26 protein-coding genes are annotated in these 26,361 nt (G+C 67.7%); 13 read left to right on the top strand and 13 right to left on the bottom strand.

Annotation, left to right across the window (positions count from 1 at the left end; translation table 11 throughout):
* The first annotated feature begins 60 nt into the window (after nt 1-60).
* The gene (locus SLQ30_RS09000; protein ID WP_413467976.1) at nt 61-945 is read left to right on the top strand and encodes a helix-turn-helix transcriptional regulator; all 885 of its coding nucleotides are present in this window, start codon (nt 61-63) and stop codon (nt 943-945) included.
* Nucleotides 946-949: 4 nt separating this feature from the next.
* On the opposite strand, the gene SLQ30_RS08995 is transcribed toward SLQ30_RS09000, so the two are convergent.
* Nucleotides 950-1,324 (bottom strand): DUF732 domain-containing protein, encoded by a 375-nt coding sequence (locus SLQ30_RS08995; protein ID WP_319445908.1) that lies wholly within the window; start codon nt 1,322-1,324, stop codon nt 950-952.
* Between the two features lie 67 nt (nt 1,325-1,391).
* On the opposite strand from SLQ30_RS08995, the gene SLQ30_RS08990 reads away from it, so the two are divergent.
* The 7 genes from SLQ30_RS08990 (at nt 1,392) to nei2 (ending at nt 10,635) form a co-directional block, all read left to right on the top strand.
* Nucleotides 1,392-2,015 (top strand): TetR/AcrR family transcriptional regulator, encoded by a 624-nt coding sequence (locus SLQ30_RS08990; RefSeq protein ID WP_319445907.1) that lies wholly within the window; start codon nt 1,392-1,394, stop codon nt 2,013-2,015.
* A gap of 89 nt (nt 2,016-2,104) precedes the next feature.
* Nucleotides 2,105-6,637, top strand: a complete 4,533-nt coding sequence (locus tag SLQ30_RS08985) for an ATP-dependent helicase (protein WP_319446086.1) — start codon at nt 2,105-2,107, stop codon at nt 6,635-6,637.
* Between the two features lie 197 nt (nt 6,638-6,834).
* On the top strand, nt 6,835-7,305 hold the full coding sequence (hadC, locus tag SLQ30_RS08980; protein ID WP_319445906.1) for a (3R)-hydroxyacyl-ACP dehydratase subunit HadC: 471 nt from the start codon (nt 6,835-6,837) through the stop codon (nt 7,303-7,305).
* Between the two features lie 61 nt (nt 7,306-7,366).
* A complete protein-coding gene (locus SLQ30_RS08975) occupies nt 7,367-7,858 on the top strand; it encodes a DUF2834 domain-containing protein (protein ID WP_319445905.1) in 492 nt (163 codons plus the stop codon).
* 35 nt (nt 7,859-7,893) lie between these two features.
* Nucleotides 7,894-8,874, top strand: coding sequence for a nitronate monooxygenase (locus SLQ30_RS08970; RefSeq protein WP_319445904.1), 981 nt, complete (start codon nt 7,894-7,896; stop codon nt 8,872-8,874).
* Nucleotides 8,875-8,892: 18 nt separating this feature from the next.
* A complete protein-coding gene (locus tag SLQ30_RS08965) occupies nt 8,893-9,828 on the top strand; it encodes an SDR family NAD(P)-dependent oxidoreductase (protein ID WP_319445903.1) in 936 nt (311 codons plus the stop codon).
* 48 nt (nt 9,829-9,876) lie between these two features.
* Nucleotides 9,877-10,635, top strand: a complete 759-nt coding sequence (gene nei2, locus SLQ30_RS08960) for an endonuclease VIII Nei2 (RefSeq protein ID WP_319445902.1) — start codon at nt 9,877-9,879, stop codon at nt 10,633-10,635.
* 20 nt (nt 10,636-10,655) lie between these two features.
* Here the strand turns inward: nei2 and SLQ30_RS08955 are convergent, their stop codons facing one another.
* Nucleotides 10,656-11,798 (bottom strand): acyl-CoA desaturase, encoded by a 1,143-nt coding sequence (locus SLQ30_RS08955; RefSeq protein ID WP_319445901.1) that lies wholly within the window; start codon nt 11,796-11,798, stop codon nt 10,656-10,658.
* A gap of 26 nt (nt 11,799-11,824) precedes the next feature.
* Nucleotides 11,825-12,898, bottom strand: coding sequence for a ferredoxin reductase (locus tag SLQ30_RS08950; RefSeq protein WP_319445900.1), 1,074 nt, complete (start codon nt 12,896-12,898; stop codon nt 11,825-11,827).
* A gap of 70 nt (nt 12,899-12,968) precedes the next feature.
* Here SLQ30_RS08950 and SLQ30_RS08945 point away from each other — a divergent pair, with 70 nt between their 5' ends.
* Nucleotides 12,969-13,652 carry a TetR family transcriptional regulator gene (locus SLQ30_RS08945; RefSeq protein WP_319445899.1) on the top strand — a complete coding sequence of 228 codons (684 nt, stop codon included), beginning with the start codon at nt 12,969-12,971 and terminating at the stop codon, nt 13,650-13,652.
* 20 nt (nt 13,653-13,672) lie between these two features.
* A complete protein-coding gene (locus SLQ30_RS08940; protein WP_319445898.1) occupies nt 13,673-14,455 on the top strand; it encodes an enoyl-CoA hydratase/isomerase family protein in 783 nt (260 codons plus the stop codon).
* Between the two features lie 33 nt (nt 14,456-14,488).
* Here SLQ30_RS08940 and SLQ30_RS08935 read toward each other — a convergent pair whose 3' ends face one another.
* Together SLQ30_RS08935 and SLQ30_RS08930 are read right to left on the bottom strand one after the other, a co-directional pair.
* Nucleotides 14,489-15,220 carry an alpha/beta hydrolase gene (locus tag SLQ30_RS08935; RefSeq protein WP_319445897.1) on the bottom strand — a complete coding sequence of 244 codons (732 nt, stop codon included), beginning with the start codon at nt 15,218-15,220 and terminating at the stop codon, nt 14,489-14,491.
* A gap of 2 nt (nt 15,221-15,222) precedes the next feature.
* Nucleotides 15,223-16,095, bottom strand: a complete 873-nt coding sequence (locus tag SLQ30_RS08930) for an aldo/keto reductase family oxidoreductase (RefSeq protein WP_319445896.1) — start codon at nt 16,093-16,095, stop codon at nt 15,223-15,225.
* A 131-nt stretch (nt 16,096-16,226) separates the two neighbouring features.
* Here SLQ30_RS08930 and SLQ30_RS08925 point away from each other — a divergent pair, with 131 nt between their 5' ends.
* Nucleotides 16,227-16,673 carry a helix-turn-helix domain-containing protein gene (locus SLQ30_RS08925; RefSeq protein WP_319445895.1) on the top strand — a complete coding sequence of 149 codons (447 nt, stop codon included), beginning with the start codon at nt 16,227-16,229 and terminating at the stop codon, nt 16,671-16,673.
* A 63-nt stretch (nt 16,674-16,736) separates the two neighbouring features.
* Here the strand turns inward: SLQ30_RS08925 and SLQ30_RS08920 are convergent, their stop codons facing one another.
* The gene (locus tag SLQ30_RS08920; RefSeq protein ID WP_319445894.1) at nt 16,737-17,507 is read right to left on the bottom strand and encodes an SDR family oxidoreductase; all 771 of its coding nucleotides are present in this window, start codon (nt 17,505-17,507) and stop codon (nt 16,737-16,739) included.
* 48 nt (nt 17,508-17,555) lie between these two features.
* Between SLQ30_RS08920 and SLQ30_RS08915 the strand changes: the two genes are divergently transcribed.
* Nucleotides 17,556-17,921 (top strand): hypothetical protein, encoded by a 366-nt coding sequence (locus SLQ30_RS08915; protein ID WP_319445893.1) that lies wholly within the window; start codon nt 17,556-17,558, stop codon nt 17,919-17,921.
* Here SLQ30_RS08915 and SLQ30_RS08910 read toward each other — a convergent pair.
* The 5 genes from SLQ30_RS08910 to SLQ30_RS08890 form a co-directional block, all read right to left on the bottom strand.
* A complete protein-coding gene (locus SLQ30_RS08910) occupies nt 17,918-18,775 on the bottom strand; it encodes an NAD(P)H-binding protein (protein WP_413467965.1) in 858 nt (285 codons plus the stop codon). The two genes, SLQ30_RS08915 and SLQ30_RS08910, sit on opposite strands and share 4 nt — an antisense overlap.
* 42 nt (nt 18,776-18,817) lie before the next feature.
* On the bottom strand, nt 18,818-19,201 hold the full coding sequence (locus SLQ30_RS08905; protein ID WP_319445891.1) for a DUF1330 domain-containing protein: 384 nt from the start codon (nt 19,199-19,201) through the stop codon (nt 18,818-18,820).
* The gene (locus tag SLQ30_RS08900; protein WP_319445890.1) at nt 19,198-20,112 is read right to left on the bottom strand and encodes a pseudouridine synthase; all 915 of its coding nucleotides are present in this window, start codon (nt 20,110-20,112) and stop codon (nt 19,198-19,200) included. Before SLQ30_RS08900 ends, SLQ30_RS08905 begins: the two co-directional genes overlap by 4 nt.
* Nucleotides 20,109-21,854, bottom strand: a complete 1,746-nt coding sequence (locus SLQ30_RS08895; protein ID WP_319445889.1) for a glycerol-3-phosphate dehydrogenase/oxidase — start codon at nt 21,852-21,854, stop codon at nt 20,109-20,111. Before SLQ30_RS08895 ends, SLQ30_RS08900 begins: the two co-directional genes overlap by 4 nt.
* A 109-nt stretch (nt 21,855-21,963) precedes the next feature.
* Nucleotides 21,964-23,379, bottom strand: a complete 1,416-nt coding sequence (locus SLQ30_RS08890; RefSeq protein WP_319445888.1) for an NAD(P)H-quinone dehydrogenase — start codon at nt 23,377-23,379, stop codon at nt 21,964-21,966.
* A gap of 105 nt (nt 23,380-23,484) precedes the next feature.
* Between SLQ30_RS08890 and SLQ30_RS08885 the strand changes: the two genes are divergently transcribed.
* Nucleotides 23,485-23,958, top strand: coding sequence for a gamma-glutamylcyclotransferase (locus SLQ30_RS08885; RefSeq protein ID WP_319445887.1), 474 nt, complete (start codon nt 23,485-23,487; stop codon nt 23,956-23,958).
* Between the two features lie 24 nt (nt 23,959-23,982).
* On the opposite strand, the gene SLQ30_RS08880 is transcribed toward SLQ30_RS08885, so the two are convergent.
* Nucleotides 23,983-25,152 carry an amidohydrolase gene (locus SLQ30_RS08880; RefSeq protein WP_319445886.1) on the bottom strand — a complete coding sequence of 390 codons (1,170 nt, stop codon included), beginning with the start codon at nt 25,150-25,152 and terminating at the stop codon, nt 23,983-23,985.
* Nucleotides 25,149-26,333, bottom strand: coding sequence for a M20 family metallopeptidase (locus SLQ30_RS08875; RefSeq protein WP_319445885.1), 1,185 nt, complete (start codon nt 26,331-26,333; stop codon nt 25,149-25,151). The genes SLQ30_RS08880 and SLQ30_RS08875 overlap by 4 nt, the downstream gene beginning before the upstream one ends.
* Nucleotides 26,334-26,361 lie beyond the last annotated feature (28 nt).

Below are 26,361 nucleotides of genomic sequence, written 5' to 3'. Positions count from 1 at the left end.
AGGTACCGGCAGTACCTCCCCGAACGAACCGGTCGCGCCTACCGTGAAGAGATGAGCGGCATGGACGTCCCCAGCGAGATCCGCGAATTTCTCAGTTCGCGGCGAGCTCGCATCACCCCTGATCAGGCGGGGCTGCCGGCCTATGGCGGCAACCGCCGGGTCAAGGGGCTGCGTCGCGAGGAAGTGGCCATGCTGGCCGGCGTGTCGGTGGACTACTACGTCCGCATGGAACGGGGCAGCCTGGGCGGCGCCTCGGAGGCCGTGCTCGACGCCCTTGCCTCGGCCCTCAAACTCGACGAGGCCGAACGTGACCACCTCTTCGCGCTCGCACGGGAGTCCGGTGCGCCCGCCGCTCGTCGCAAGCGGAAGACTCCAGGGACGCTGCGGCCGGCGCTGCTGCAGATTCTGGATGCCATCACCGATGCACCCGCCTGGATTCGCAACGGCCGTCACGACGTGCTCGCGATGAACCAGCTTGCCCGCGCGTTGTACTCCCCCGTGCTCGCGGATCCGCGGCGGCCGGCGAATACCACGCGATTCGTCTACCTCCATCCCGAGGAGGCCGAACGGTTCTTCGTCGACTACGACCAGATCACCCGAGACGCCGCCGCGATGCTTCGCCTCGAGGCCGGCAACAACCCGCACGACGAGAAGCTGATCGCCTTGGTCGGCGAATTATCCACGCGCAGCGAACTATTCCGGCAGCGGTGGGCCTCGCAGGACGTGCGGTTCCACCGCTCCGGCCGCAAGCGGCTCAACCACCCGGTGGTCGGTCAACTCGATCTCGACTTCGAGGCGATGCCACTGCCATCCGAACCCGGTCTGCAGTTGAACGTCTACACCGCAGCGGCCAACACTCCGACCGCCGACGGGCTCAAGTTGCTCGCTTCTTGGGCTGCCAGCCAAGAACACCTGCGCTCCGAGCACACGCCGGCCAAGGGCTGAGGGGCTACGAAGGAACCGCCGCCGGTTGATACCCCGCCGCTGAGTTTCGCAACTGCCAAAGCGATGCGGGACAGAGGATCCCGACCGCGTTGGAGACGACGTAGTTGGCCGCCCCCTCGTCGTTGGGGAAGACGTCGTTCTTCACGTCGGTCATCACCTGCGCGTACGGTTCGCCCCCAGTGACCTTCTCGCAGATCCCGAAGCCATAGCCGATTGCGTCGTTGTTCGGAAAGTCGAAGTGCCGCCGCACCATGACGTCGTAGGTGTACTCGACCTCCGGACCAGGCACTGCGCGCGCGACCGGGGCCTGCATCGAAGCGGCGACAGTGAAGGTGGTGGCGACGACCATCGAGGCCATCGTCCAGTTGCGACGCGTCATCGCCAAACAATAGGCGCTCGCCTCCGCCTGCGGAGCTGTTGTACATATGCCCAGTACTATCCCCTTCGTGGCGGCAGAACCCCGCAGGCGACTTTCTCCCGATGACCGGCGCAACGAGCTGCTCACCCTGGGCGCCGAGGTGTTCGGCCAGCGCCCGTACGACGAGGTCCGCATCGACGAGATCGCCGAACGGGCGGGTGTCTCGCGGGCGCTCATGTACCACTACTTCCCTGACAAGCGCGCGTTCTTCGCTGCTGTCGTCAGGGCCGAGGGCGAGCGCCTGTTCCAGGCCACCAACACCCCGCCCCAGCCGGGGCTCAGTCTGCTCGAACAACTGCGTGCAGGCGTGCTGGCGTACCTCGAATACGACGAGGCGCACCCGCACGGTGCATGGGCGGCCTACATGGGCATGGGCCGGTCCGACCCCGTGCTGCGTGGTATCGACGACATCGACAACGACCGCCAGGCCAACCGCATCATCGACGGGCTCAATGAGGCGATCGGCGAACTCGACTCCAAACTGGAACGCGATCTGCGGGTGGTCGTCTACGGCTGGCTGGCCTTCACCTTCGAACTCTGCCGCCAGCGCATCGTCGACCCCTCGATCGACGCGGGCTACGTGGCCGACATGTGCGCGAACGCCCTACTGGACTCCGTTGCCCGCATCCCCGGCCTGCCGCCCCTGACCTAGGGATTTGTGGAGTCTGACCGGTGCCTGCCACCGCTAACACTCCACAAATCGCGGGCATTGATGCGGGGTTGTCGGTGGGTGAGGGCACCATGGCTTCAGTGGCCGGGACCCGTAAGACCGCAGTCGATCCGCTAGCCCGCTTCAGTGACCTGACGCGGGAGTGGTTCGCGGGCACCTTCGCCGCACCGACCGCCGCCCAGACCGAGGCGTGGGCGGCCATCGCCGACGGCGACAACACCTTGGTCGTCGCGCCCACCGGCTCGGGCAAGACGCTCGCGGCCTTCCTGTGGGCCATCGACCGGCTGGCCTCCGAGGGACGTCCGGACCGCCCAGGCACACGGGTGCTCTACGTGTCGCCGCTCAAGGCACTCGCGGTCGACGTCGAGCGCAACCTGTCCACCCCGTTGACGGGCATCGCCCGGGTGGCCGAGCGCCTGGGCCGGGAGGCGCCGAGCATCAGCGTCGGAGTCCGGTCGGGCGATACGCTGCCCGCCCAGCGCCGGCAGCTGATCAGCAAGCCGCCGGACGTACTCATCACCACGCCGGAGTCGCTGTTCCTGATGCTCACGTCGGCGGCTCGCGAGTCACTCGCCAACGTCGAGACCGTCATCGTCGACGAGGTACACGCCGTCGCGGCCACCAAGCGCGGCGCGCACCTGGCGCTGTCGCTGGAACGGCTCGACCAGATGCTGGACACGCCCGCGCAGCGCATCGGGCTGTCTGCCACGGTCCGTCCGCCCGAGGAAGTGGCGCGTTTCCTCTCCGGCGCCTCCCCCGCCACCATCGTGGCGCCCATGGCGGCCAAGACGTTCGACTTGTCGGTGCAGGTGCCGGTTCCCGACATGGCCAACCTCGCGAACAACACCATCTGGCCCGACGTCGAGGAACAGATCGTCGACCTGATCGAGGCACACGAGAGCACCATCGTGTTCGCCAACTCGCGCAGGCTCGCCGAGCGACTGACCTCGCGGCTCAACGAGATTCACGCCGAACGCGCGGGCCTGGAGATGCCCGAGCAACGCAATTCGAAGGTCGGAGGCGGCTCGCCTGCGCACATCATGGGCAGCGGGCAGGCCTTCGGCGCCCACCCGCTGCTCGCCCGCGCTCACCACGGTTCGGTCAGCAAGGAACAGCGGGCCCAGGTCGAAGACGACCTCAAGACCGGCAGGCTCAAGGCCGTCGTCGCCACGTCCAGCCTGGAACTCGGCATCGACATGGGCGCCGTCGACCTCGTCATCCAGGTGGAGGCCCCACCGTCGGTGGCCAGCGGCCTGCAGCGCGTCGGCCGGGCCGGCCACCAGGTCGGCGAGGTGTCACAAGGCGTCTTGTTCCCCAAGCACCGCACCGACCTCATCGACTGTGCCGTCACGGTGCAACGCATGCTGTCGGGCGACATCGAGACCATGCGCGTGCCCGCCAACCCGCTGGACGTGCTCGCGCAGCACACCGTCGCGGCCTCCGCATTGGAACCGCTCGACGCCGACCGCTGGTTCGACGCGGTCCGGCGCAGCGCGCCATTTGCGACGTTGCCGCGCAGCGCCTTCGAGGCCACCCTCGACCTGCTCTCCGGCAAGTACCCGTCGACGGAATTCGCCGAACTGCGCCCGCGCCTGGTGTACGACCGCGACGCGGGCACGCTCACCGCGCGGCCCGGCGCCCAACGGCTCGCCGTCACTTCGGGCGGGGCCATTCCCGACCGCGGGATGTTCACGGTGTACCTCGCGACCAATGCCGACACCGAGAAGCCCTCCCGCGTCGGCGAACTCGACGAGGAGATGGTCTACGAGTCGCGCCCGGGAGACGTCATCTCGCTCGGCGCCACCAGCTGGCGGATCACCGAGATCACCCATGACCGCGTGCTCGTCGTGCCCGCTCCCGGCGAGCCTGCGCGGTTGCCGTTCTGGCGCGGCGACGGGGTGGGACGCCCGGCCGAGCTCGGTGCCGCGATCGGTGCGTTCACCGGCAAGCTGGCCGCCATGCCGCGGGACGAATTCGACGAGCGTTGCCGGACAATGGGTTTCAACGACTACGCGGTGGACAACCTCTGGCAGCTGCTCGACGAGCAGAAGCAGGCCACCGGCACCGTACCCACCGACACCACGTTCCTCGTCGAACGCTTCCGCGACGAACTCGGCGACTGGCGCGTCATCCTGCACTCCCCGTACGGCCTGCGCGTGCACGGCCCACTCGCTCTTGCGGTCGGCCGCCGACTGCGCGAGCGGTATGGCATCGACGAGAAGCCCACCGCATCCGACGACGGCATCATCGTGCGCCTGCCCGACACCGAGGAGGCCGCCCCCGGTGCCGACCTGTTCGTGTTCGACGCCGACGAGATCGAGCCGATCGTCACCGACGAGATCGGCGGCTCGGCGTTGTTCGCATCGCGGTTCCGCGAATGTGCGGCGCGTGCCCTGCTACTTCCGCGACGACATCCGGGCAAACGCTCGCCGCTCTGGCATCAACGTCAGCGCGCCGCCCAGTTGCTCGACATCGCGCGCAAGTACCCGGACTTCCCCATCGTGCTCGAGACCGTACGCGAGTGCCTACAGGACGTCTACGACGTACCTACCCTGACAGATCTGATGAAACGCGTTGCGCAGCATCGTATCCGGGTGCTCGAGGTCGAGACGTCGACACCGTCACCGTTCGCCGCGTCGCTGCTCTTCGGATACGTCGGCGCGTTCATGTACGAAGGCGACAGCCCACTGGCCGAGCGCCGCGCCGCCGCCCTGTCGTTGGACAGCACGCTGCTGGCCGAACTGCTGGGCCGCGTCGAGTTGCGGGAGCTGCTCGACGAAGCCGTCATCGCCTCGACGGCCGCACAGTTACAGCACCTCGCCACCGATCGGCTCGCCCGTGATGCCGAAGCCGTGGCGGACTTGCTGCGGCTGCTCGGCCCGCTCACCGAGGCCGAGGTCGCGGCGCGGTCCACGGTGGACGACGTCGGCGGGTGGCTCGAGGGGCTGCGCGCGGCCCGGCGGGCATTGACGGTGTCGTTCGCCGGGCAGGCGTGGTGGGTGGCCATCGAGGACATCGGCCTGCTGCGCGACGGCGTCGGAGTGCCAGTGCCGGTAGGGGTTTCGGCTAGTTTCACCGGGTCCGTCGCAGACCCGCTTGGCGAACTGCTCGGCCGCTACGCCCGCACCCGTGGGCCGTTCACCACCCAGGACGCCGCCGAACGGTTCGGGCTCGGACTTCGGGTCGCCTCAGACGTGCTGGGGCGAATGGCCGCCGACGGCAAGTTGGTGCGCGGCGAGTTCGCCGACGGAGCCGCGCATTCCGAACAGTGGTGCGACGCTGACGTACTCAAGATTCTGCGCCGCCGGTCGCTGGCGGCGTTGCGGGCACAGATCGAGCCCGTCAGCACCGACGCATACGCGCGATTCCTCCCGGAGTGGCAGCACGTCGGCTCGGCCAGGACGTCGGGCATCGACGGGCTCGTCGCGGTTATCGATCAACTCGCGGGCGTCCCGATTCCGGCCTCCGCGGTGGAGCCACTGGTGTTCGGTCAGCGACTCCGCGACTACCAGCCCGCGATGCTCGACGAACTGCTCGCCTCGGGTGAGGTCACCTGGTCGGGAGTAGGGCAACTCGGCACCGCCGACGGTTGGATCGCCTTCCACTCCGCCGACACGGCGCCGTTGACGCTGACACCCCCGACCGAGCTCGAATTCACCGACGTCCACCGCGAGTTGATAGCGGCGCTCGAACCCGGCGGCGGCTACTTCTTCCGCCAACTCGCCGGAGCCGCGTCGGAGGCTGATGCGAAAGCCGCACTGTGGGAACTGATCTGGGCCGGCTGGGTGACCGGTGACACGTTCGGCCCGGTGCGTACCCACCTGGCCGGGCCTGGCCGACGCGGCGGTGCGCACCGTCAGCGTCAACGACCACCGCGCCTGAGCCGCTACAGCATCGGCCACGCGCAGACCCGGACCTCCGACCCGACAGTGGCAGGCCGGTGGTCGGCCCTGCCGTCCGTCGAACCGGCCTCCACGGTGCGTGCGCACTTCCACGCCGAACTGCTGATGAACCGCTACGGCGTGCTGACCAAGGGCTCCGCCGAAGGCATGTCCGGCGGGTTCGCGATGCTCTACAAGGTGCTCAAGACGCTCGAGGAGGCAGGCCGCTGCCAGCGCGGCTACTTCGTTGAGTCGTTGGGCGGCGCCCAGTTTGCGATGGCATCGGCGGTCGACCGCCTGCGCGCCCACGCCGACGGAGTGGACGCCGGGCGCCGCGACTTTCACGCGGTTGCGCTTGCGGCCGCCGATCCTGCCAACCCCTACGGCTCGGCCCTGCCGTGGCCGGACGCCCCCGACGCCGGGCATCGCCCCGGCCGCAAGGCGGGCGCGCTGGTGGTGCTGGTCGACGGTGAGCTGGTGTGGTTCCTCGAGCGCGGCGGGCGATCCCTGCTGACGTTCTCCGCCGACCCCGAGGCACACCAGGCAGCGGCCGCTGCATTGGCCGAACTGGTTTCCGGCAGGCGCCTTCAGTCGATGCTCGTCGAGCGCGTCAACGGTGTGTCGGTGCTGGAGCCAGGCGCGGACGGAAGCCGCGCCGCGGTGCACGACGCATTGACGGGCAGCGGGTTCGCGAGAACACCGCGCGGGCTACGGCTTCGGTAAGCAACGGCCCAAGTCAGCGCTGGTTTCCCAGCTTTCGTTGACCCTCTCGAGATGAGCTGTGGCAACGAATTTGCTTCAATGGACGTTAGTAAAGGTTGTTGACCCAGACCCTCGTCGCGGCCCAGGTGCGCAGTTGCTCATCGCCCACCGAGTTGACGTGTCCGGCGTGGGTCCAAGCGCATCCACAGGAGTAGCTCATGGCGCTGAAGACGGACATCCGCAACATGGTCCACAAGTATCCCGACTACTTCGAAGTCGGCCGCGAGAAGATTCGCGAGTACGCCAAGGCCGTCAAAGCCGAGGATGCCGCCCACTACGACGAAAAACCCGCGGCCGAACTCGGACACGCCAATATCCTTGCCCCGCTGACGTTCACCTCGGTGTACGCCCTGCTCGTCCAACAGGACTTCTTCAAGCACGTCGACGTCGGCATCGAAACGATGAACATCGTGCAGGTCGATCAGCGGTTCATCTACCACAAGCCGATACACCCCGGCGACAAGCTATGGGCCCGCTTGGAGATCCAGTCCGTCGAGGAGCGGTTCGGTGCCGACATCGTGGTGACCAGGAACGTCTGCACCGACGAGAGCGGCGAACTCGTGCTCGAGGCCTTCACCACGATGATGGGCCAGCAGGCCGGCGAGACGGTCGCGATCGGCAGCCTGTAGCAGACGCCAGCGAAATGGCAAAAATGACAAAAGTTGGCCCGCGCGCCGCCATACTGACGTCATGGTCTCGCTCATCGTGCACGCACTTCTTGGCATCGGCGTCATCGTCTGGATCGTCCGCGCCAACCCGCAGGTCTTCGCTCGCCCGGCGGGCGGTCCGGCCTTCTCGACACTGGAGCTCGTCTACTACGTGATCGGCGTTGCGTCGATCGGGCTCGGCTACTACTTCAACCACCAATTCGTCGCCCAGTACGCGGTCGAGGGCGGCAATCCCATTTGGGGGCCGGGCAGCTGGCAGCAATTCATCCAGCTCGGCTACGCCAACCCGGCGGCGGCCTCGGCGAGCCAGGACTACACGATCATCAACGTCATCCTGCTTCCGTTGTTCACGATCATCGACGGGCGCAGGCGCGGTATCCGACGGTCGTGGCTGTTCTTCGTGGCCAGCCTGTTCACCAGCTGCGCCTTCGCGTACGCCTTCTACTTTGCGGTCATCGAACGTCAGCGTCGCCACGAGAACGCAGCCAAGGGCTTGGACAGCGTTCCCGCCTGACCCGCCGCAAGCCCGCCCTGCCTACAGTGCCAGGTATGGCATTGCGCACGGCTCTGACCGACCTGCTCGGCATCGAGCATCCGATCGTGCTGGCCCCCATGGGCGGCGTGGCAGGCGGCGCATTGACCGCCGCGGTCTCGGAGGGCGGCGGCTTCGGCATGATCGGCGGCGGCCGCGGCGCCAGGGACTGGTTGGAGCGCGAGTGTGCCCTGGCCCGGGCCGGCACTGAAAAGCCATGGGGCGTAGGCCTGTTGTCCTGGGCCGTCGACCGCGCTGCACTCGACTGGGTGATTGCCCAAAATCCGGCGGCGATCATGTTGTCGTTCGGCGATCCCACCCCGTTCGCCGACGCCGTTCAGTCGGCAGGCATCACCTTGATGGTCCAGGTGACCACGCTGGCGGACGCGCGCCGGGCGCTCGACGTCGGCGCCGACGTCGTCGTGGCACAGGGCGCCGAGGCAGGTGGCCACGGCGAGGGTCGCAGCACGCTCCCGTTCGTCCCCGCAGTGGTCGACGCTGCCCACGGCACGCCCGTGCTGGCCGCAGGCGGAATTGCCGACGGCCGTGGCCTCGCGGCGGCGCTGGTACTCGGGGCCGCGGGCGCCCTGGTGGGTACACGTTTCGAAGCGACCACCGAGGCGCTGCTCCATGCGGAAGAGGTCAAGGCCATCATGGCCGCCACCGCGGCCGACACGACCCGCGACAGGGTGCTCGACCTCGCCGCCGATTCGGATTGGCCGGCACGGTTCACGGCACGAACGCTGCGGAACCGCTTCACCGACACCTGGCATGCCCACGAGGACGATCTGTTGACCGACGCCGATGCCAGGGCCGAGTTTCGCGCCGGGGTGGCGCGCGGCGACCTCGATTACGTGCCCATCTGGGCGGGTGAGGCCGTCGACCTGATCACCGAATTGGACACCGCCTCAGCCGTCGTTGCGAGGATCGCCGACGAGGCCGCCAAGGCCATCACCACCGCGCACGCAGCGACGCGCTCGGGAACACCGGCTACTTGATCCGTGTTGCACGACCTCATGAGTGACGACCGGATAACCACCCCGTTTGGATTCGACTCGACCGCAGCCGAGGTGATCGACGGCGTGGACCTGTCGGGCCGGCGGGCCATCGTCACGGGCGCCTCGTCCGGCATCGGCGTGGAGACCGCGCGGGCGCTCGCGGGTGCAGGCGCCGCCGTCACGCTCGCGGTGCGGGACACGGCGGCGGGTGAACGGGTCGCCGCGGACATCGGCGGCGCGGTCGAGGTGGCCGCGCTGGACCTGAGCGACCTCGCCAGTGTCGCCGGCTTCGTCGCGGCGTGGCGCGGGCCGTTGCACATCCTGGTCAACAACGCGGGTGTGATGGCGATTCAAGATCTGACATTGTCACCCAGTGGCCATGAAATGCAGTTCTCCACAAACCATCTCGGCCACTTTGCGCTTGCGGTCGGGCTGCACGACGCCCTGGCCGCGGCGGACGGCGCGCGGATCGTCTCGGTCAGTTCGGGCGGTCACCTGCGCTCACCGGTGGTGTTCGACGACATCGACTACGCCTTCCGGGACTACGACCCCTTCGGGGCATACGGCCAGTCCAAGACCGCGAACGTGCTGTTCGCCGTCGAGGCCACCCGACGCTGGGCGTCCCACGGCATCGTCGCCAACGCCCTGATGCCTGGTGGTATCGCCACCCCGCTGCAACGCCACCTCCCGCCGGAATACGCCGAGCAGGCGCTGGAAAGGTTCAGAGCGGGCGGATCGAACTTCAAAACCGTCGAGCAGGGTGCCGCGACGACCACGCTGTTGGCCGCCTCACCGCTGCTGGATGGTGTCGGCGGACGCTATTTCGAGGACTGCAACGAAGCCAGGCTCGTCGACCGTCGCGGCGGCCCCGGCCAGGGTGGCGTCGCTCCGTACGCGCTCGATCCCACGAATGCCGAACGGCTGTGGGAACTTTCGCTGCAAATGATCGGCTAGCGGTCGCCGAGAGTGCGGATGGTGAAGCCGTCGCGGTAGCGTGGACTCATGCCCGAAGGCGACACCGTCTACCGCACTGCGGCCAAGCTTCGCGAGGCGTTGGCCGGAAAGTCATTGACCCGCTGCGATGTTCGCGTGCCAAAGTTCGCAACGGTCGACCTGACGGGTGTCGTGGTCGACGAGGTGATCAGTCGCGGCAAGCACCTGTTCATCCGGGCGGGCGACGCCAGCATCCACTCGCACCTCAAGATGGACGGTGCCTGGCTGGTCGGCGGCCAACTGCGCCGGGTGGCTCCCCACAAGATCCGGATCGTGCTCGAAACGGCCGACACACGGGTCGGCGGCGTCGACTTGGGGGTGCTCGAGATTCTGCAGCGCGCACACGACATGGACGCCGTCGCGCATCTGGGTCCGGACCTGCTCGACGAGCAGTGGGAGCCGCGGATCGCCGCCACGAACCTCGTCGCGGACCCGGATCGGCCGCTCGCCGAGGCGCTGCTCGACCAGCGCGTGATGGCCGGGGTCGGCAACGTCTATGCCAACGAGTTGTGTTTCGTCATGGGGCATCTGCCCACCAGTCCGGTGAGTGCACTGAAGGACCCGTTGCGGGTCGTGCAGCGGGCCCGGGACATGCTGTGGCTCAATCGCTCCCGCGTCAACCGGACCACCACCGGAGACACCAGGCCCGGCCGAGACCTATGGGTCTACGGCCGGGCCGGGCAAGCGTGCCGACGGTGCGGCAGTCAGATCGAGTCGGATAGCAGTGGCGAGCGAATCTCGTTCTGGTGTCCCGTCGATCAGACCTAGCCACATTTCCTCGCGAGCAGTTAGCCCTTCGGCTTGAAGGCGAGCTTGGCGATCTTGCGCACCACCGACGCGAACTGCTGGGGCAGCGGCCCCATGTTGTAGGGCACGCCGTACTTCTCGCAGATCGCCTTGACCTCTTCGGAAATCTCGGCGTGGCGGTGGGCCGGAATGTCGGGGAACAGGTGGTGCTCGATCTGGAACGAGAGGTTCCCGCTCATGATGTGAAACAGCTTGCCGCCGGTCAGGTTCGCCGATCCGAGCACCTGGCGGAAGTACCACATGCCGCGGCTCTCGTTGGCGGTCTCCTCCTTGGTGAACTCCTGAGTGCCCTCGGGGAAGTGCCCGCAGAAGATGATCGCGTAGGACCAGACGTTGCGAATCAGGTTGGCGGTCATGTTGCCTGCGAACACCCACGGCGCGAACGGGCCGGCCAGTAGCGGGAACGCGACGTAGTCCTTGAGCGTCTGGCGCTTCACCTTCTTCCAGATGCCCGCGAGGATCTCGCGCTTGTCGGCGATCGAGATCTCACCGGAGCGGATGCGCTCGGTCTCGAGTTCGTGCAACGCGACGCCGTACTGGAACAGCACCATCAGCAGGAAGGCGTAGACCAGGTTGCCGCGGTAGTACGGGCCCCACTTCTGGTCCTCGCTCATGCGCAGGATGCCGTAGCCGATGTCACGGTCCATGTCGACGATGTTGGTGTAGGTGTGGTGCATGTAGTTGTGCGAGTGCCGCCACTGGTCGCTGGGGCACGCCGAGTCCCACTCGAAGTTGCGTCCCGTCAGCGCGGGGTCGCCCATCCAGTCGTACTGGCCGTGCATGACGTTATGGCCGATCTCCATGTTGTCGAGAATCTTCGACGCGGCGAGCATGGCCGTACCAGCGAGCCAGGCGGGCGGGAAGATGCCTGCGAACAGCAATGCCCGGCCGCCCATCTCGAGGCCGCGCTGCGCCTTGATGACGCGGCGGATGTAGGTGGCATCGCGCTCGCCGAGGTCGGCGAAGACCCGCTCGCGGATCGCGTCGAGTTCGCGGCCGAATTCGTCGGCCATTTCCGGCGTCATCGTGACGGTCACGTCGCCGACCTTTTTGGTGATGGTCTGGCCGACGGGCTTGGGTTCGGTTTTGATGACTTCGGCGGGGCGTTCGAGCATGGTGGTCATGTTGGACTCCTTCTCGGTTGGATCGGTTAGAGCGCGAGGGCGACGTCGCCGACCGGGGCGGTGACGCAGATCTGCACGTCCTCGCCGTCGGCTGTCGACACGGCGCCGGTGATCAGGTTCTTGACCGCGCCGCTGGTCTTGCGGCGGGTGCAGGTGTGGCAGATGCCCATGCGGCATCCGCTCGCCGGTGTCAGCCCGGCGGCCTCGGCCTGCTCGAGCAGCGAGCGTCCGTCGTCGGTGACGGCGACGCCACTCTCGGCGAACGACACCGTGCCGCCCGATGCCTCGGCAGGCACCTCGTAGACGGGCGGGACGAAGCTCTCCGACTGGGCGTCTGCACAGTGGGCGCGTACGGCGTCGACGAGTGCGGGCGGCCCGCAGACGAACACGGCGTCGGGTTCGGGCATCGCCGCGGCGAGGTGGTCGGCGTCAAACTTGCCGCTGAGCTCGCCGATGCCGTCGCGGGTGTAGCCGTGCAGCACCTTGACGCTGGGCATGGCGGCGAGCTCGTCGCGGTAGCACGCATCCTGCGGGGTGCGGGCGTAGTGGACGAAGGCGACCTCACGGTCGGAACCCTCAGCCCTCATGGTGCGAAGCATCGACATCACCGGGGTGATGCCGCTGCCGCCGGAGACGAGGAGGATGCGTCGGGGCCGCTCGGTGGGGAGCACGAACTCCCCGCCGCCGACCGTCAGACCGACGACCATTCCCGGCTGCGCATTGCGGTACAGGTGGTTGGAGACCAGTCCGTCCTGGTGGACGCCGATGGTCAGTTCGATGAACCGGTCGCCCTCGGCATTGGCGGGCGAATAGCACCGCGTCTGGCGGCGGCCGTCGACCTCGACGGTGAGGACGACGTGCTGCCCGGCCCGCAGTGGTGTGCCTGCGGTGAACACGGCGTTCGGTTCCAGCGTCAACGTGACGCTGCGTGGGGTGTCGCGGCGGACCGCGACGACCTTGGCGCGGGCGTCGCCGATGGTCCAGGTCGGCTCGACAAGCTCGGTGTATCGGTCAACGCCGTGCGGTCCGGTCAGTAGGTCTACCAGGGCTGAGCGCAGCACTCGATCCCGGAGGCGCGGCTTCAAAGTTTGGGTGAACATGTGTACACCGTGCGCCTGCGGACACTGATCCGTCAATGGTTTCTGGCCTGGTTGTGATAGCTTTCACAAAGTGAACAGTCGTACGCCTAGTTCACGAACGTCGCGATCCGAACGTTCGGGGAGTTCGCGCTCCCGGGACACGCTGTCTAGGGAGGAACGCAAGGCGGCGACGCGGCGCGCGATCGTGGCCGCCGCGCTACGGCTACTCGAAGAGCGCAGCTTCAGCGCGCTCAGCCTCCGCGAAGTCACTCGCGAGGCCGGCATCGTGCCTGCGGCGTTCTACCGGCACTTCGAGTCGATGGATGCCCTCGGCCTGGTGCTCATCGACGAGTCGTTCCGGGCGTTGCGCGACATGCTGCGCGGCGCCCGCGCGGGCAAGCTCGACCCCAAGCGGTTTATCGAGTCGTCGGTCGACATCTTGGTCGCCGGCGTCAACGAGCGGCGCGAACACTGGCGTTTCATCGGCCGCGAACGCAACAGCGGCGTGACCGTGCTGCGCTACGCCATCCGCACGGAGATCCGACTCATCACGTCCGAACTGGCCATCGACCTGGCCCGTTTCCCCGGCCTGAACACCTGGAGCGCCGAAGACCTCAACATCTTGGCCACGCTGATCGTCAACGCCATGATCTCGATCGCCGAGGCCATAGAAGATTCAGTGGACGCTTCGGCAATCGAAGAGATCCGACGCATCGCAGTCAAGCAGCTGCGGATGATCGTCGTCGGGATGGCGGGTTGGCACAGTACCGACTGAACGACCAATAGGTTGTCTTCATGTCACATCTCGAACTCACCCGCCCGCGTCCCGACGTCACGCTCGTCACGCTGAACCGGCCGGAGAAGCTCAACGCGTTGAACCACGAGCTCGTCGAGGACCTGCACCACACGTTGGACGACCTCGACCGCGACGACGAGTGCCGCGTCGTCGTGCTCACCGGAGCCGGCCGCGGATTCTGCTCAGGCCTCGACTTGACCGCACCGTCGCCAATCGACGCGTCGACGCTGGGCATGCCTCGCGCAGGCATGCGCTGGCAGGAGCGCATCGCCGACCTCACCACCAAGCTGATCCGGTTGCGGCAGCCCGTCATCTCCGCCGTCAACGGGCCCGCGTACGGCGGAGGCTTCGCGCTCGCGCTGGCGTCCGACATCCGGATCGCTGCGCCCGAAGCCCGGTTCTGCACCCAGTTCATCAAGCTCGGCCTCGGCGGCTGCGACATCGGGGTCAGCTACACGCTGCCGCGCGTCGTCGGCTCGGGCCAGGCGTTCGACCTCATCCTCACCGCGCGCACGGTCAAAGCGGACGAGGCATTGCGAATCGGCCTGGTGTCCCGGCTTTCGACTGGCTCCGTGGTCGAGGACGCGCTGGCGATCGCCGACACACTCTGCGGCTATGGACAATTCGGGGTGGAGTCCACCAAGCAGGTGCTGTGGGCGAATCTCGAGGCGTCGGGCATCGAGGCGGCGCTGCACGTCGAGAACCGTAGTCAGATCCTGGCGTCTACCAGCGGCGAAATGCGCGAGGCCGCGGCCGCCTTCGTGAATCGGGAGAAGGCCTAGCGGGGCCTGTATCCACCGTTTGAGCCGTACGCGTCAGGACTGCTCGACGCGGGCGAGCACGTCGGCCAGCAGATCAACGACGCCACGCGGATCCTGCACGTGTAGGTCGTGGACGGCGCCGGGCTTGACCCGCACATCCCAGCCGAGCTCGCGCAGTGCGTCGGCGGCGCGGGGCAGGACGGCGAAGCTGTTATCGGCAAGCAACAGTGTGGACGGCACGGCGGGCGGCGCGACGACATATGGATCGCGCTTGCCCGAGTCGACGAGCGGGTGCATCATCGCCGGGTCCCACTTCGCCCACATCGCCCGGAGACGCGCCAAGGTGTCGGGCGCGCTTCCCGGCGATGGAATGTCGAAGGCGTGCAGCAGCCAATCTGGGAACCGAGGCATGTACGGCGCGATGTTGCGTAGGGCGAAGGCCATGCGCCCGGTCACCGCGAATGCGGGGTCAAGGCCGATGAACCGCTTCGGGCGAAGGGCGGCGGACGCCATCGCGCCCGACAGCCCGCCCAGCGACTGCCCGATCAGGAAGTCGAGATCCGGAGGCAAGTTTTCGACGAGGTCGGCCGCGAAGTCGGCAGGTGTGTAGCGATCGGATCGCGGGCTGTCGCCGTGACCGCGCTGATCAACGAGCAGCAGGGTCAGGTCGTAGCGCTCGAGCAGCACCGCCGCCATATCGCGCCAGACCTCCCCGCTCATCATGGCGCCGTGGACGAGGGCGGCTGTGCGGGATCCGGTGCCGACCGTTCGGATGACGAGTTTCATGGCTACTGGCCGATCTTGTCCAGCGCGGCGAGGTCATCGTCGGAGAACGAGAGCCCCGCGCCCGCAACGTTTTCGCGCAGGTGCGCCGTCGATGAGGTGCCGGGAATCAGCAGGATGTTCGGCGACCGCTGAAGCAGCCAGGCGAGGGCGACCGACATCGGCGTCGCCACCAACCTGGCGGCTACGGTCGAGAGCGCCGAGGACTGCAACGGGCTGAAGCCGCCGAGCGGGAAGAACGGCACGAAGGCGATGCCCGCTGCGGCGAGCGAGTCGATCAGGTCGTCGTCTTGGCGGTAGGCGAGGTTGTACATGTTCTGCACGCACACGATCGGCGCAATCGCCTGCGCCTCGGCAACCTGTTCGGCCGTCGCGTTGCTCACGCCGAGGTGCCGGATCAGGCCCTGCTGCTGGAGTTCGACGAGCGTTTCGAAGGGCTCAGCGAGCGAGCCGGGTTGGGGGCCTTCGGCGTTGCCGAGCCGCAGGTTCACCAGGTCGAGCACGTCGAGGCCGAGGGTTTCGAGATTCTCGTCGACCGAACGGCGCAGCTCATCGGGTTGTCGGGCCGGGGGCCAGCCGCCCTGCTGGTCGCGGGTCGCGCCGACCTTGGTAACGATGTGCAGCGATTCGGGGTACGGGTGCAACGCTTCACGGATCAGCTCGTTGGTGACGCGCGGCCCATAGGCGACGGCGGTGTCGACATGGGTGATTCCTAGGTCGATGACCTCGCGGAGGACGGCGAGTGCGCCGTCGTGGTCGGCAGGTGGCCCCATGACCCCTGGGCCGGCGAGTTGCATTGCACCGTAACCGAACCGGGTGACGATCAGGTCGCCGAGCACCCAGGTGCCGCCGGGATGTGTAGTGAAGAATTTGCTCATGCCTGTGTCTTTCGTGGTGAGTGCGGTGGTTCCTGACGGGGCCTTGCACCAGTATGGGTAGGTAACTTTCCGATGGGAAGTACGCACTTCGGAGTGCGTAAGGCACTCACGAGTTGAGAGTGAGCGGTTCGATGGCAACAGAAACTGCGGCCCGCAAGAGGGCACAAACCAAGGCCGAATATGACGCTTTCCTGGCGGCATGCCCCAGCCGCACGTTGCTCGACCGGCTCTCCAACAAATGGGTCGCGCTGGTCCTGACCGCGCTGGGCAGCGGCGTCGGCTCGCATCGGTTCAGCCCCGACTGCGCCGGTGAGCCACGACCCATGCGCTACTCAGAGCTGTCCCGCCTGTTGGTCGGCGTCAGCCAGAAGATGCTCACTCAGACGTTGCGCTCCCTGGAACGTGACGGTCTCATCACGCGCACCGTGGTGCCGACCGTTCCCGTCACGGTCTCCTACGAGCTGACCGACCTCGGTCTCTCACTGCACGAAATGATGCGCGCCCTCAAGGCCTGGGCCGAAATGCACATGGACGACGTGCTCGCCAATCGCGCGACGTACGACGCCCGCGTCGGCTGACCAAGAAGCGGAGACGTCACGTCAGGCCACGCCGAAATTCGCGCCACCACATCAACGCTGTGACTAACGGGGCGTACCGCCACCGTCGACGATCACGACGGTGCCCGTAATGTAACTGCCTGCGCCCGAACACAACAGCAGTGCGGCACCCACCATCTCGTCGGGAGTGGCCAACCGCTTCATCAGCGTGCCGCCCATCATGCCCTTGATGGCCTCCGGCGGGTTGTTGCGCATCATGTCGGTGTCGACAGGTCCGGGCGCGAGCGCATTGACCCGAATGCCGTCGCGCACGAAAGCCGCAGCCATCGACCGCGTGTACGACATCAACGCGGCCTTGTTCGACGAGTAGATCGACATGTCCCCCGAGAAGTTGAACGCCCCGACCGACACGACGTTCAGGACCGCCGCAGCGGAACTCGCCTTGAGGTGCGGCAGGGCCTTCTGGACGAGGAACACCGGACCGCGCAGGTTCACCTCATACGACTTGTTCATGGCGTCGGGGGTGATCTCCCCCAGCGGCTGCGCCAACGCATTGGCCGCATTGTTGACCACCACGTCGATGCCGCCGAACTCGGCCACCGCGCGATCGACGAGCACGTCGAGGTCCTCGAGACTGCCTGCGTGGGCCGCCACGCCGATGGCCTGGCCGCCGAGGCCCCGCAGGTGCTTGGCGGCCTCCTCGCACGCATCGGCCTTCCTGCTGGCCACCACGACTCGCGCGCCGGCGAGCACGAAGCCCTCTGCGAGCGCACGTCCGATGCCGCGGGTGCCGCCCGTGACGACGACGGTGCGATCGGTCATGTCGAAGAGTCGGTCGAACGAGGTGCGGTCCACGTCGTCAGTACAACACGCTGCGATTCGCCACGGCGCTAGGGTTCCTCCATGAAGCGCGAGACCCCACGGGCGAGCCCGATACTGGCTGCGGTCGCAGTGGCCCGAGTCGGCGTTGGCGCCGCGATGCTCCTTGCGCCGGGCCGATTCTTCCGGGCCGGTTCGGGTACGGAGACACTGCTGATGAAGACCATCGGCATCCGCGACGTGGTACTCGGCTCCGGCGCGTGCCACGCGTGGGCGGGCGGCGGCCAAAACGAGCTCCGACGGTGGGCCACCGCTGGACTGCTCAGCGACGGCGCGGACTTCGCGCTCGGGCTGCGCAGCAAGCCGCTCGTCGGCACCAGAAGCGCGTTCATCGCCGCGCTCTCCCCCGTGCCGTTCCTGGCGGCCGAAATCTTCGGATTGACGCGCTAGGAGTAGAGCTCCCGGTGCGCTGCCACGTACTGCTCGACGGACAGCGCAGGCCGCCCCAATATCTGCTCGACGTCGTCGGTGGCTCGGTTGTAGCGGTCCTCCCGGTGGAGCCGCGCCATCGTCGAGATGTGTTGTGCCACATGATCGGGCAGGCCGGCGGCCACCAGTTGATCACCCAAGCCATCGGCCGGCATGTCCTCGGCGACGATCGGCCTGCCCAGCGCCCGACCGAACTGTTCGGCGAGCCCGGCGGTGTCCAGCACCTGCGGCCCCGTCAACTCGTATACGTGCCCGATCCGGCCGTCCGGTTCGCGCAACAACGCGGCGACGACGTGAGCCACGTCGGTGGCCGCGATCGGCGAGGTGCGCCCGGCGCCGAACGGCAACGCCAGCACCCCACGCTCACGGACCGAGCGCGCCCCGAGCACGGTGAACAGCGGATTGTCGAGGAAGGCGGTCGGGCGGACGTGGATCACGGGCACGCCCGACCAGGTCAAGATGTGCTCGGCCAGCCAGTGCCAGCGTTGGTGGCGGGACTCCTCGGTGCTGGTAAGCGTCATCTGCGAGACGGTCATCTGCGACATGTTCACGAGCACCTCCAACCCGCCGAGTTCATGGCCGACGGCGGCGACCACCGATGCCGCCTCCAGGTACTCAGCCGACACGCTCATGTTGAAGAACATCCGGGTGACGCCGCGCACGGCGTTGGCGACGTCCAGTGGTGAAGTCAGGTCAGCCACGACCACCTCGGCGCCGAGGTCACGCAGCCGGCCGGCCCGCTCGTCCTCGCGACGCACCATGGCGCGCACCGGCTGGCCGTCAGCGCGCAGTTCTTCGACGACGGAGCGGCTCACGCTGCCGACCCCGCCGCCTGCCCCCGTGATCAGAAACACGAGCTAGTCGGCCATCGTCCACGTCGACGTGGCGATCAGGTCGCCCCGTTCGAGCGCGGCCGCCCGATGTTCGTGAATCCGTTGGTAGCCAGGGTCTTTGACCATGTCGACGAATGCGGATGGGGTGGGGTACTCGACGACCAGGATCGCGTCCCACCACGGACGCTCACCGTCGCCGATAAGGTTGACCGGCGCGGTGCCGCTGTAACGGACTTCTGCGCCCACGCGCGCCAGGTGTGGCGCGACCTCGCGGCCATACTGCAGGTAGCGCTCGCGTCCGCCGCCCTCATTGAACTTCAGCAGGTTGACCATCACCACCGGGGCATCAGCGGCCAATGCCTTCAAGGCGGCCAACTGGGTCGGTCGCGTGTCAACGGGATCGGTCATTCGGCCACCGTACGCCCCAGCGTGCGCGCGCTGACGAACTCTCGGCGGCCGCCGCGGAGCGGGTCGTCGAAGGCCAGCGTCTGGGCGAGCAGCTGCAAGGGCATGGAGAAATCGTCAGGTGCCACGTCAATCACGTTCGGGTACAACGAATCGTTGACGATGGGCAAGCCCAGCGACGCCATGTGCACCCGCAACTGATGGGTGCGCCCGGTCTTCGGCGTCAGGCGGTAGACGCCGTCACCAAGGTATTCCACCACCGTCTCCGCATTCGGCTCGCCAGGTTCCTCGAAGGCCTGTAAACGGCTGCGCTGCTTGGTGATCCGGCTCCGCAGCGTCAACGGAAACTCCAATGGCGAGACTCCCGCTCGGGCCAGGTAGGTCTTCGAGACCTCGCCGCGGGCGAACATCGTCTGATACGCACCGCGCACCTCGCGGCGGGCAGTGAACAGCAGCACGCCCGCGGTCAGCCGGTCCAGGCGGTGAGCGGGGCTGAGCTCCGGCAGCTCGAGCTCGCGCCGCAGTCGTACCAAGGCGGTCTGCGCGACGTGACCACCGCGCGGCATAGTGGCCAGGAAGTGCGGCTTGTCCACCACCACGATGTCGTCGTCGCGGTAAAGGACTGGGATCTCAAAGGGCACGACGGCTTCGATCGGAAGTTCGCGGTAGAGGTAGACGTACGCGTCGCGGGGTAGCACGGTGGCCTCGGTCACGGCGGTTCCGTCGGCGCAGACTACTTCTCCGGCAAGTACTTTCGCCGCAGCTGTGGGACCGAACCGCTCGGTGAGCTCAGCGACGACTCGCACGAGCTCGCCCCGCGTCGCCCCGCTCCTGCCCGCCGAACCACGCAACCGCACCCGCGCCGGCCCGATTCCATCGCGGTCCGGTAGCGGCGCTTGGCGGGCGCGCCTCACGTCAAGGGCACCGGCTCGAGGATCTCCGCGCGCGCCTCGGGCGCCGCGGCGCGTAACGCGTCGGCGGACTCGTCGTCGGGTTGAGTCTGCGACAGCACCTCGGCTTCGACGCGAGCCAAGTAGGTGGCGACTTCGCGGTCGATGTCCTCGGCGCTCCAGCCCAGCACGGGCGCGACGACCTCGGCGACCTCACGCGCGCAGTCGACGCCGCGGTGCGGGTATTCGATGGCGATGCGCATCCGGCGCGCCAGGATGTCCTCAAGGTGCAGCGCGCCCTCGGCCGCCGCGGCGTAGTACGCCTCGACCTTCAGGTAGACCGGCGCGTCGGTCAGCGGGGTCAGCAGTTCGGGTTTGTCGGTGGCCATGTCGAGCACTTCGCCGATCAGCGATCCGTACCGGTCCAACAGGTGCCGCACCCGGTACGGATGAAGCCCGTAGTGCGCGCCGACGTGCTCGGTCTGATTGATCAGCGCGAAGTAGCCGTCGGCGCCCATCAGCGGCACTTTCTCGGTGATCGACGGTGCCACCCGGGTCGGAACGAACTCGCTGGCGGCGTCGATCGCGTCGGCGCCCATGACGCGGTAGGTGGTGTACTTTCCGCCGGCGATCGCGACGAGCCCCGGTGCAGGCACCGCGACGGCGTGCTCGCGCGACAGCTTCGAGGTCTCTTCGCTCTCCCCGGCCAGCAGCGGGCGCAGTCCCGCGTAGACGCCGTCGATGTCGTCGTGGGTCAGCGGGGTGGCGAGCACGGTGTTGACGGTGTTGAGGATGTAGTCGATGTCGGCCTTGGTGGCCGCCGGGTGGGCCAGGTCGAGGTTCCAGTCGGTGTCGGTGGTGCCGATGATCCAGTGCGTGCCCCACGGGATCACGAACAGCACCGAGTGCTCGGTGCGCAGGATGATGGCCACCTCGCTGACGACGCGGTCGCGCGGTACCACGATGTGCACGCCCTTGGATGCGCGCACCCGGAATCGGCCGCGTTGCTTGGACAGCGCCTGAATCTCGTCGGTCCACACCCCGGTCGCGTTGACCACGACGTGGCCGTGGACGTCGGTGACGGCACCGTCCTCGGAATCGCGGACGCGCACACCGGTGACTCGGTCGCCCTCGCGAAGCAGCGCCACCACCTGGGTCGACGTCCGTACCACCGCGCCGTAGTGCGCCGCGGTGCGGGCCACCGTCATGGTGTGCCGCGCGTCGTCGACGACGGTGTCGTAGTAGCGAATCCCGCCGATCAGCGAGCTGCGCTTGAGCCCAGGAGCCAGCCGAAGCGCGCCTGCCTTGAGCAAATGCTTCTGTGCGGGAACGGATTTCGCGCCGCCGAGCTGGTCGTAGAGGAAGATGCCCGCTGCCACGTACGGCCGTTCCCACAGTCGCTTGGTCAGCGGGAACAGGAACGGCAACGGCTTGACGAGGTGGGGCGCCAGCGTCGTCAACGACAGTTCGCGTTCGTGCAGCGCCTCGCGCACCAGGCCGAACTCCAGCTGCTCGAGGTAGCGCAGCCCGCCGTGGAACATCTTCGAGGAGCGGCTCGAAGTGCCGGATGCGAAGTCGCGGGCCTCGACGAGGGCCACCTTCAACCCGCGCGTCGCTGCGTCGAGCGCAGCCCCGGCGCCGACGACGCCGCCGCCGATCACCACGACGTCGAACTGCTCGCTACCGAGGCGTTCCCAGGCCTGCGCACGCGATTCGGGGCCGAGCAGGGTCTGCCCGTTGCCCGGACCGGGGATCGGGTCGCTCACTGCGGGGACTCCTCTAGTTACTCGTCAGTACGGCACTCAGCGTACGTACCCGACGCGATTTGTGGAGTTTGGCAGGCGCGCACCGCCGCTGAAACTCCACAAATCGGCGTCAATCGAGGTCGTCGTGGGCCATGAGCCGCCGCGCAGCTTCGACGGTCGAGCCCGACAGCGACGGGTACACCGAGAGCGTCTGCGCGAGGTCCGTCACGGATATCCGGTTCTGCACCGCCAGCGCGATCGGCAAGATCAACTCCGACGCGATGGGCGCGACGACGACACCGCCGATGACGACACCGGTCGCCGGGCGGCAGAAGATCTTGACGAAGCCTCGGCGCAGCAGCGACATCTTGGCGCGGGCGTTGGTGGTCAACGGCAACATCAGCGTGCGGGCAGGCACGGTTCCGTTGTCGATGGCGGTCTGCGGTACACCGACGGCGGCGATCTCCGGGCGGGTGAACACCGCAGCCGCCACGGTGCGCAGCCGGATCGGTGACACCCCTTCACCGAGCGCGTGGTACATCGCGATGCGGCCCTGCATGGCGGCCACCGACGCCAGCGGCAACAGCCCCGTGCAGTCGCCTGCGGCGTAAATGCCCGCCGCCGACGTCCGCGAAACGCGGTCCACGGAAAGGTAGTTACCCGCGCTGAGCTCGATGCCCACCTTTTCGAGGCCGAGCCCTTCGGTGTTGGGGACCGAGCCGACGGTCATCAGCGCGTGGCTGCCCTCGACGCGTCGGCCGTCGGCCATCGCGACCACGACACCGTTCGGGGTACGCGTGACCGTGTCGGCGCGCGCGTTCTTGACCAGCTTCACGCCGCGTTCGGCGAACGCCTCCTCCAGCACCGCGGCGGCGTCGGAGTCCTCGTGGGGCAGGATCTGGTCGCGGCTGGCCACCACCGTGACCTTGACGCCAAGCTCGGTGTAGGCACTGCAGAACTCCGCACCCGTCACACCCGAACCGACGATGACGAGATGCTCGGGAAGTTCGGTCAGGTCGTACAGCTGGCGCCAGTTGAGGATCCGCTCGCCGTCGGGCGCCGCATTCGGAAGCACCCGCGGGCGCGCCCCGGTGGCGATCAACACCACGTCGGCCTTGAGCACTCCGATCTTGCCGTCCGACGTGGTGACCTTCACCCGGTGGTGGGCCATCCCGGTGATGTCATCGACCAGTTCGGCGCGGCCGTTGACGACGCTGACGCCGTCGCGAAGAAGCTGGCTTCCGATGTCGGCGGACTGCGACCTGGCCAGTGTCTTCACGCGATTGTGAATCTGCGGCAGCGAGATCTTGGCGTCCTCGATGGCGATGTCGAATCCAAGCCCGTTGGCACGTCGCAGTTCGGTCCGGACACCGGTCGACGCGATGAAGGTCTTGGACGGCACGCAGTCGAACAACACGCAGGCACCGCCGATGCCGTCGGAGTCGACGACCGTGACCTGTGCGACGTCCGGGCCACGACCCGCCGCGACCAGCGCAGCCTCGTAACCTGCAGGACCGCCACCGATGATGACGATGCGCGTAACCACGGTAATAACTTAGCTGTCGGCTTCTTCCCCCGTCGCTTCGCAGGTGACCGACCTAACCCGTCGGTTGCCCGTCCCGTTACCTGGTGAACCTCTAGGCTTGCCTCCGTGCCGATCTACGCCGCCTATGGATCGAACATGCATCCGGAGCAGATGTTGCAGCGTGCACCCCATTCACCGATGGCGGGCACGGGGTGGATCCACGGCTGGCGGTTGACGTTCGGTGGCGAGGACATCGGCTGGGAGGGCGCGCTGGCCACCCTGGTCGAGGATCCGGCCTCCAAGGTGTTCGTCGTGCTCTACGACATGACCAAGGAGGACGAGGCCAACCTCGACCGCTGGGAGGGTTCGGAGCTCGGCATCCACACGAAGATCAGATGCCGGGTGCACCGCGAGTCATCTGACACCGATACCGAGCCGGTGCTCGCCTGGCTCTACGTCATCGACGCGTGGGAGGGCGGGATTCCGTCGGCCCGCTACCTTGGCGTGATGGCCGACGCCGCCGAAATCGCCGGTGCCCCAGCAGATTACGTGCACGATATCCGGACCAGGCCGGCCAGCAACGTCGGGCCGGGCACCTAGCGTCGGTTACCCACCGGCATCGGCTCAGAGCCCGGCCGATTGCGCGACGATGTTGACCAGTACCCGAACCCCCACCGCCAACGCCCGCTCGTCGAGGTCGAACGTGGGTTGATGCAGATCCAGCTGCGGGCCTTGACCGGACCACACGCCCAGCCGCGCCATCGCTCCCGGGACCTCTTCGAGGTACCAGGAGAAGTCCTCACCGCCGCCGGACTGATAGGTATCGGAGAGCACGTCGGCACCAATCGCCTCGATGGCGTGGATGAGCATGCGCGTGGAGAGCTCGTCGTTGACCACCGGAGGAACGCCACGGCGGTACTGCACGCTGTATTCCACGTTCAACGATGCCAACAGTGACGAAACTATCTCGCGGACAAGGTCTTCCATCGCCACCCACGCTTCGCGGCTGGCGGTGCGGATGGTGCCTGCGAGCGTGCCGGTCTGTGGGATGGCGTTGGCGGCCACCCCGGCGTTGACCGCACCCCACACCATCACGGTGCTGTTGCGCGGGTCGACCCGCCGCGAAAGGATTCCCGGCACCCCGGTGATCAAGGTGCCCAGCGCGTAGACCAGGTCGCCGGTGAGGTGCGGTCGCGACGTGTGCCCGCCGGGCGAGTGCACGGTGATCTCGACCTGGTCGGCCGCCGAAGTGATCGGGCCTGCCTTCGTGGCAATGTTGCCGACGGCCAGCCGCGGGTCGCAGTGCAGCGCGAAGATCCGGGACACCCCGGTCAACGCACCGGCAGCGACGGCGTCGATGGCGCCGCCTGGCATCAGTTCCTCGGCGGCCTGGAAGATGAGCCGGACACCGACGGGTAGCTCGGGCACCGAGGCCAGCGCCAACGCGGCCCCGAGCAGCACCGCGGTATGGCCGTCGTGACCACACGCGTGGGCCACGTTCGGGACCAGTGACGCGTACGACGCTCCGGTGCGCTCTGCCATCGGCAGCGCGTCCATGTCGGCACGCAACGCCACCCTCGGGCCGTCCTCGGGGCCGAAGTCGCACGTCAGACCCGTGCCTCCCGGCAGCACCTTCGGATTGAGCCCGGCATCGGCCAGGTGCATCGCGACGAACTGGGTGGTCGCGAACTCCTGCCGTCCAAGTTCCGGGTGGGCGTGGATGTGCCTGCGCCAGGCCACCAGGTCGTCATGGTGACTGGCCAGCCAGGCCTCGGTGTAGTCCTGCAGGCTCATGACGCCTTCCTTCGGGCGTGTAGGTCCAGCACGCGATCGCGCTCGGCGGGCGTCTGGGCCAGGCTGACCACCGTGCGGGCCAGCATGATGGCGCCCTCGATGACGGCCTTGTCGGCACTGGGCCCGGCGGCGGCCGCGGCGAAGCCCGGCTGGTGGACCGACGCGCCTCCTGCGTCGATTCCCACGATCGGATGGATGCCAGGCATCACCTGCGTGACGTTGCCCATGTCGGTACTGCCCAACGGAAGCAGCGCCTCGACGTCGGTCCCGACGGGCGTCCGGCCGAGCCGCACCATCTCCTCGCGAAAGGTGTTGGCCAGCCACGTATCTGGCGTCAGTTCGTGGTACGCGGGCTCGGTCTCGGCGACCGTGTAGTCGCAACCCGTCGCGATGGCGCCCGCGAGGAAGCAGTCGGTCATCCGACCCTCCAACGTGGCAAGCGACCCGGCGTCGTTGGCCCGCATCGTGTACTCCAACTCGGCGCGTCCGGGGATGATGTTGGTGGCCTGCCCTCCGTCGGTGACGATCCCGTGCATCATCTGCCCGGGTTCCAACTGTTGGCGCAGTAGGCCAATGGCCACCTGCGCGACGGTGATCGCGTCGACGGCGTTCAACCCGAGGTACGGAGCGACCGCGGCATGCGCCTCGCGTCCGACGTAGGTCACCGCCACCTGCGACAGCGCCAAGGATCGGGCCCTGGCGATGTCGAGCGGACCTGCGTGCAGCATGACGGTGGCCGCGACGTCGTCGAAGGCGCCCGCCTCGAGTAGCAATACCTTGCCGCCGCCCGCCTCCTCGGCGGGGGTGCCGAGCAACACCACGGTGAGATCGAGCTCGTCGGCCACGTCCGCAAGGGCCAGCGCGGTCCCCACCGCGGAGGCCGCAATGATGTTGTGCCCGCAGGCGTGTCCGATGCCGGGCAGCGCGTCGTACTCGGCGCAGATGCCGACGACGAGCGATCCACTGCCGAAGGTCGCGCGAAACGCGGTAGCCAAACCACCGGGGGCCGCTGCAATCTCGAAGCCGCGCTCGGCGACGAGAGCCTGGGTCTTGGCGCAGCTGCGATGTTCGTTGAACGCCAGCTCGGGCTCGGCGTGGATCGAGTGCGACAACTCGATCAGCTCTCCGCGTCTGCGTGTCACCGCATCCTCGACGGTGACGGACGCGGTTGCTGCGGGCATCTTCGAAGTATCTCACTGCGGCTGTGAA

The sequence above is a fragment of the Mycobacterium sp. RTGN4 genome (genome assembly GCF_033804635.1).
Lineage (GTDB): Bacteria > Actinomycetota > Actinomycetes > Mycobacteriales > Mycobacteriaceae > Mycobacterium.
This window is presented reverse-complemented; position numbering and strand designations above follow the sequence as displayed.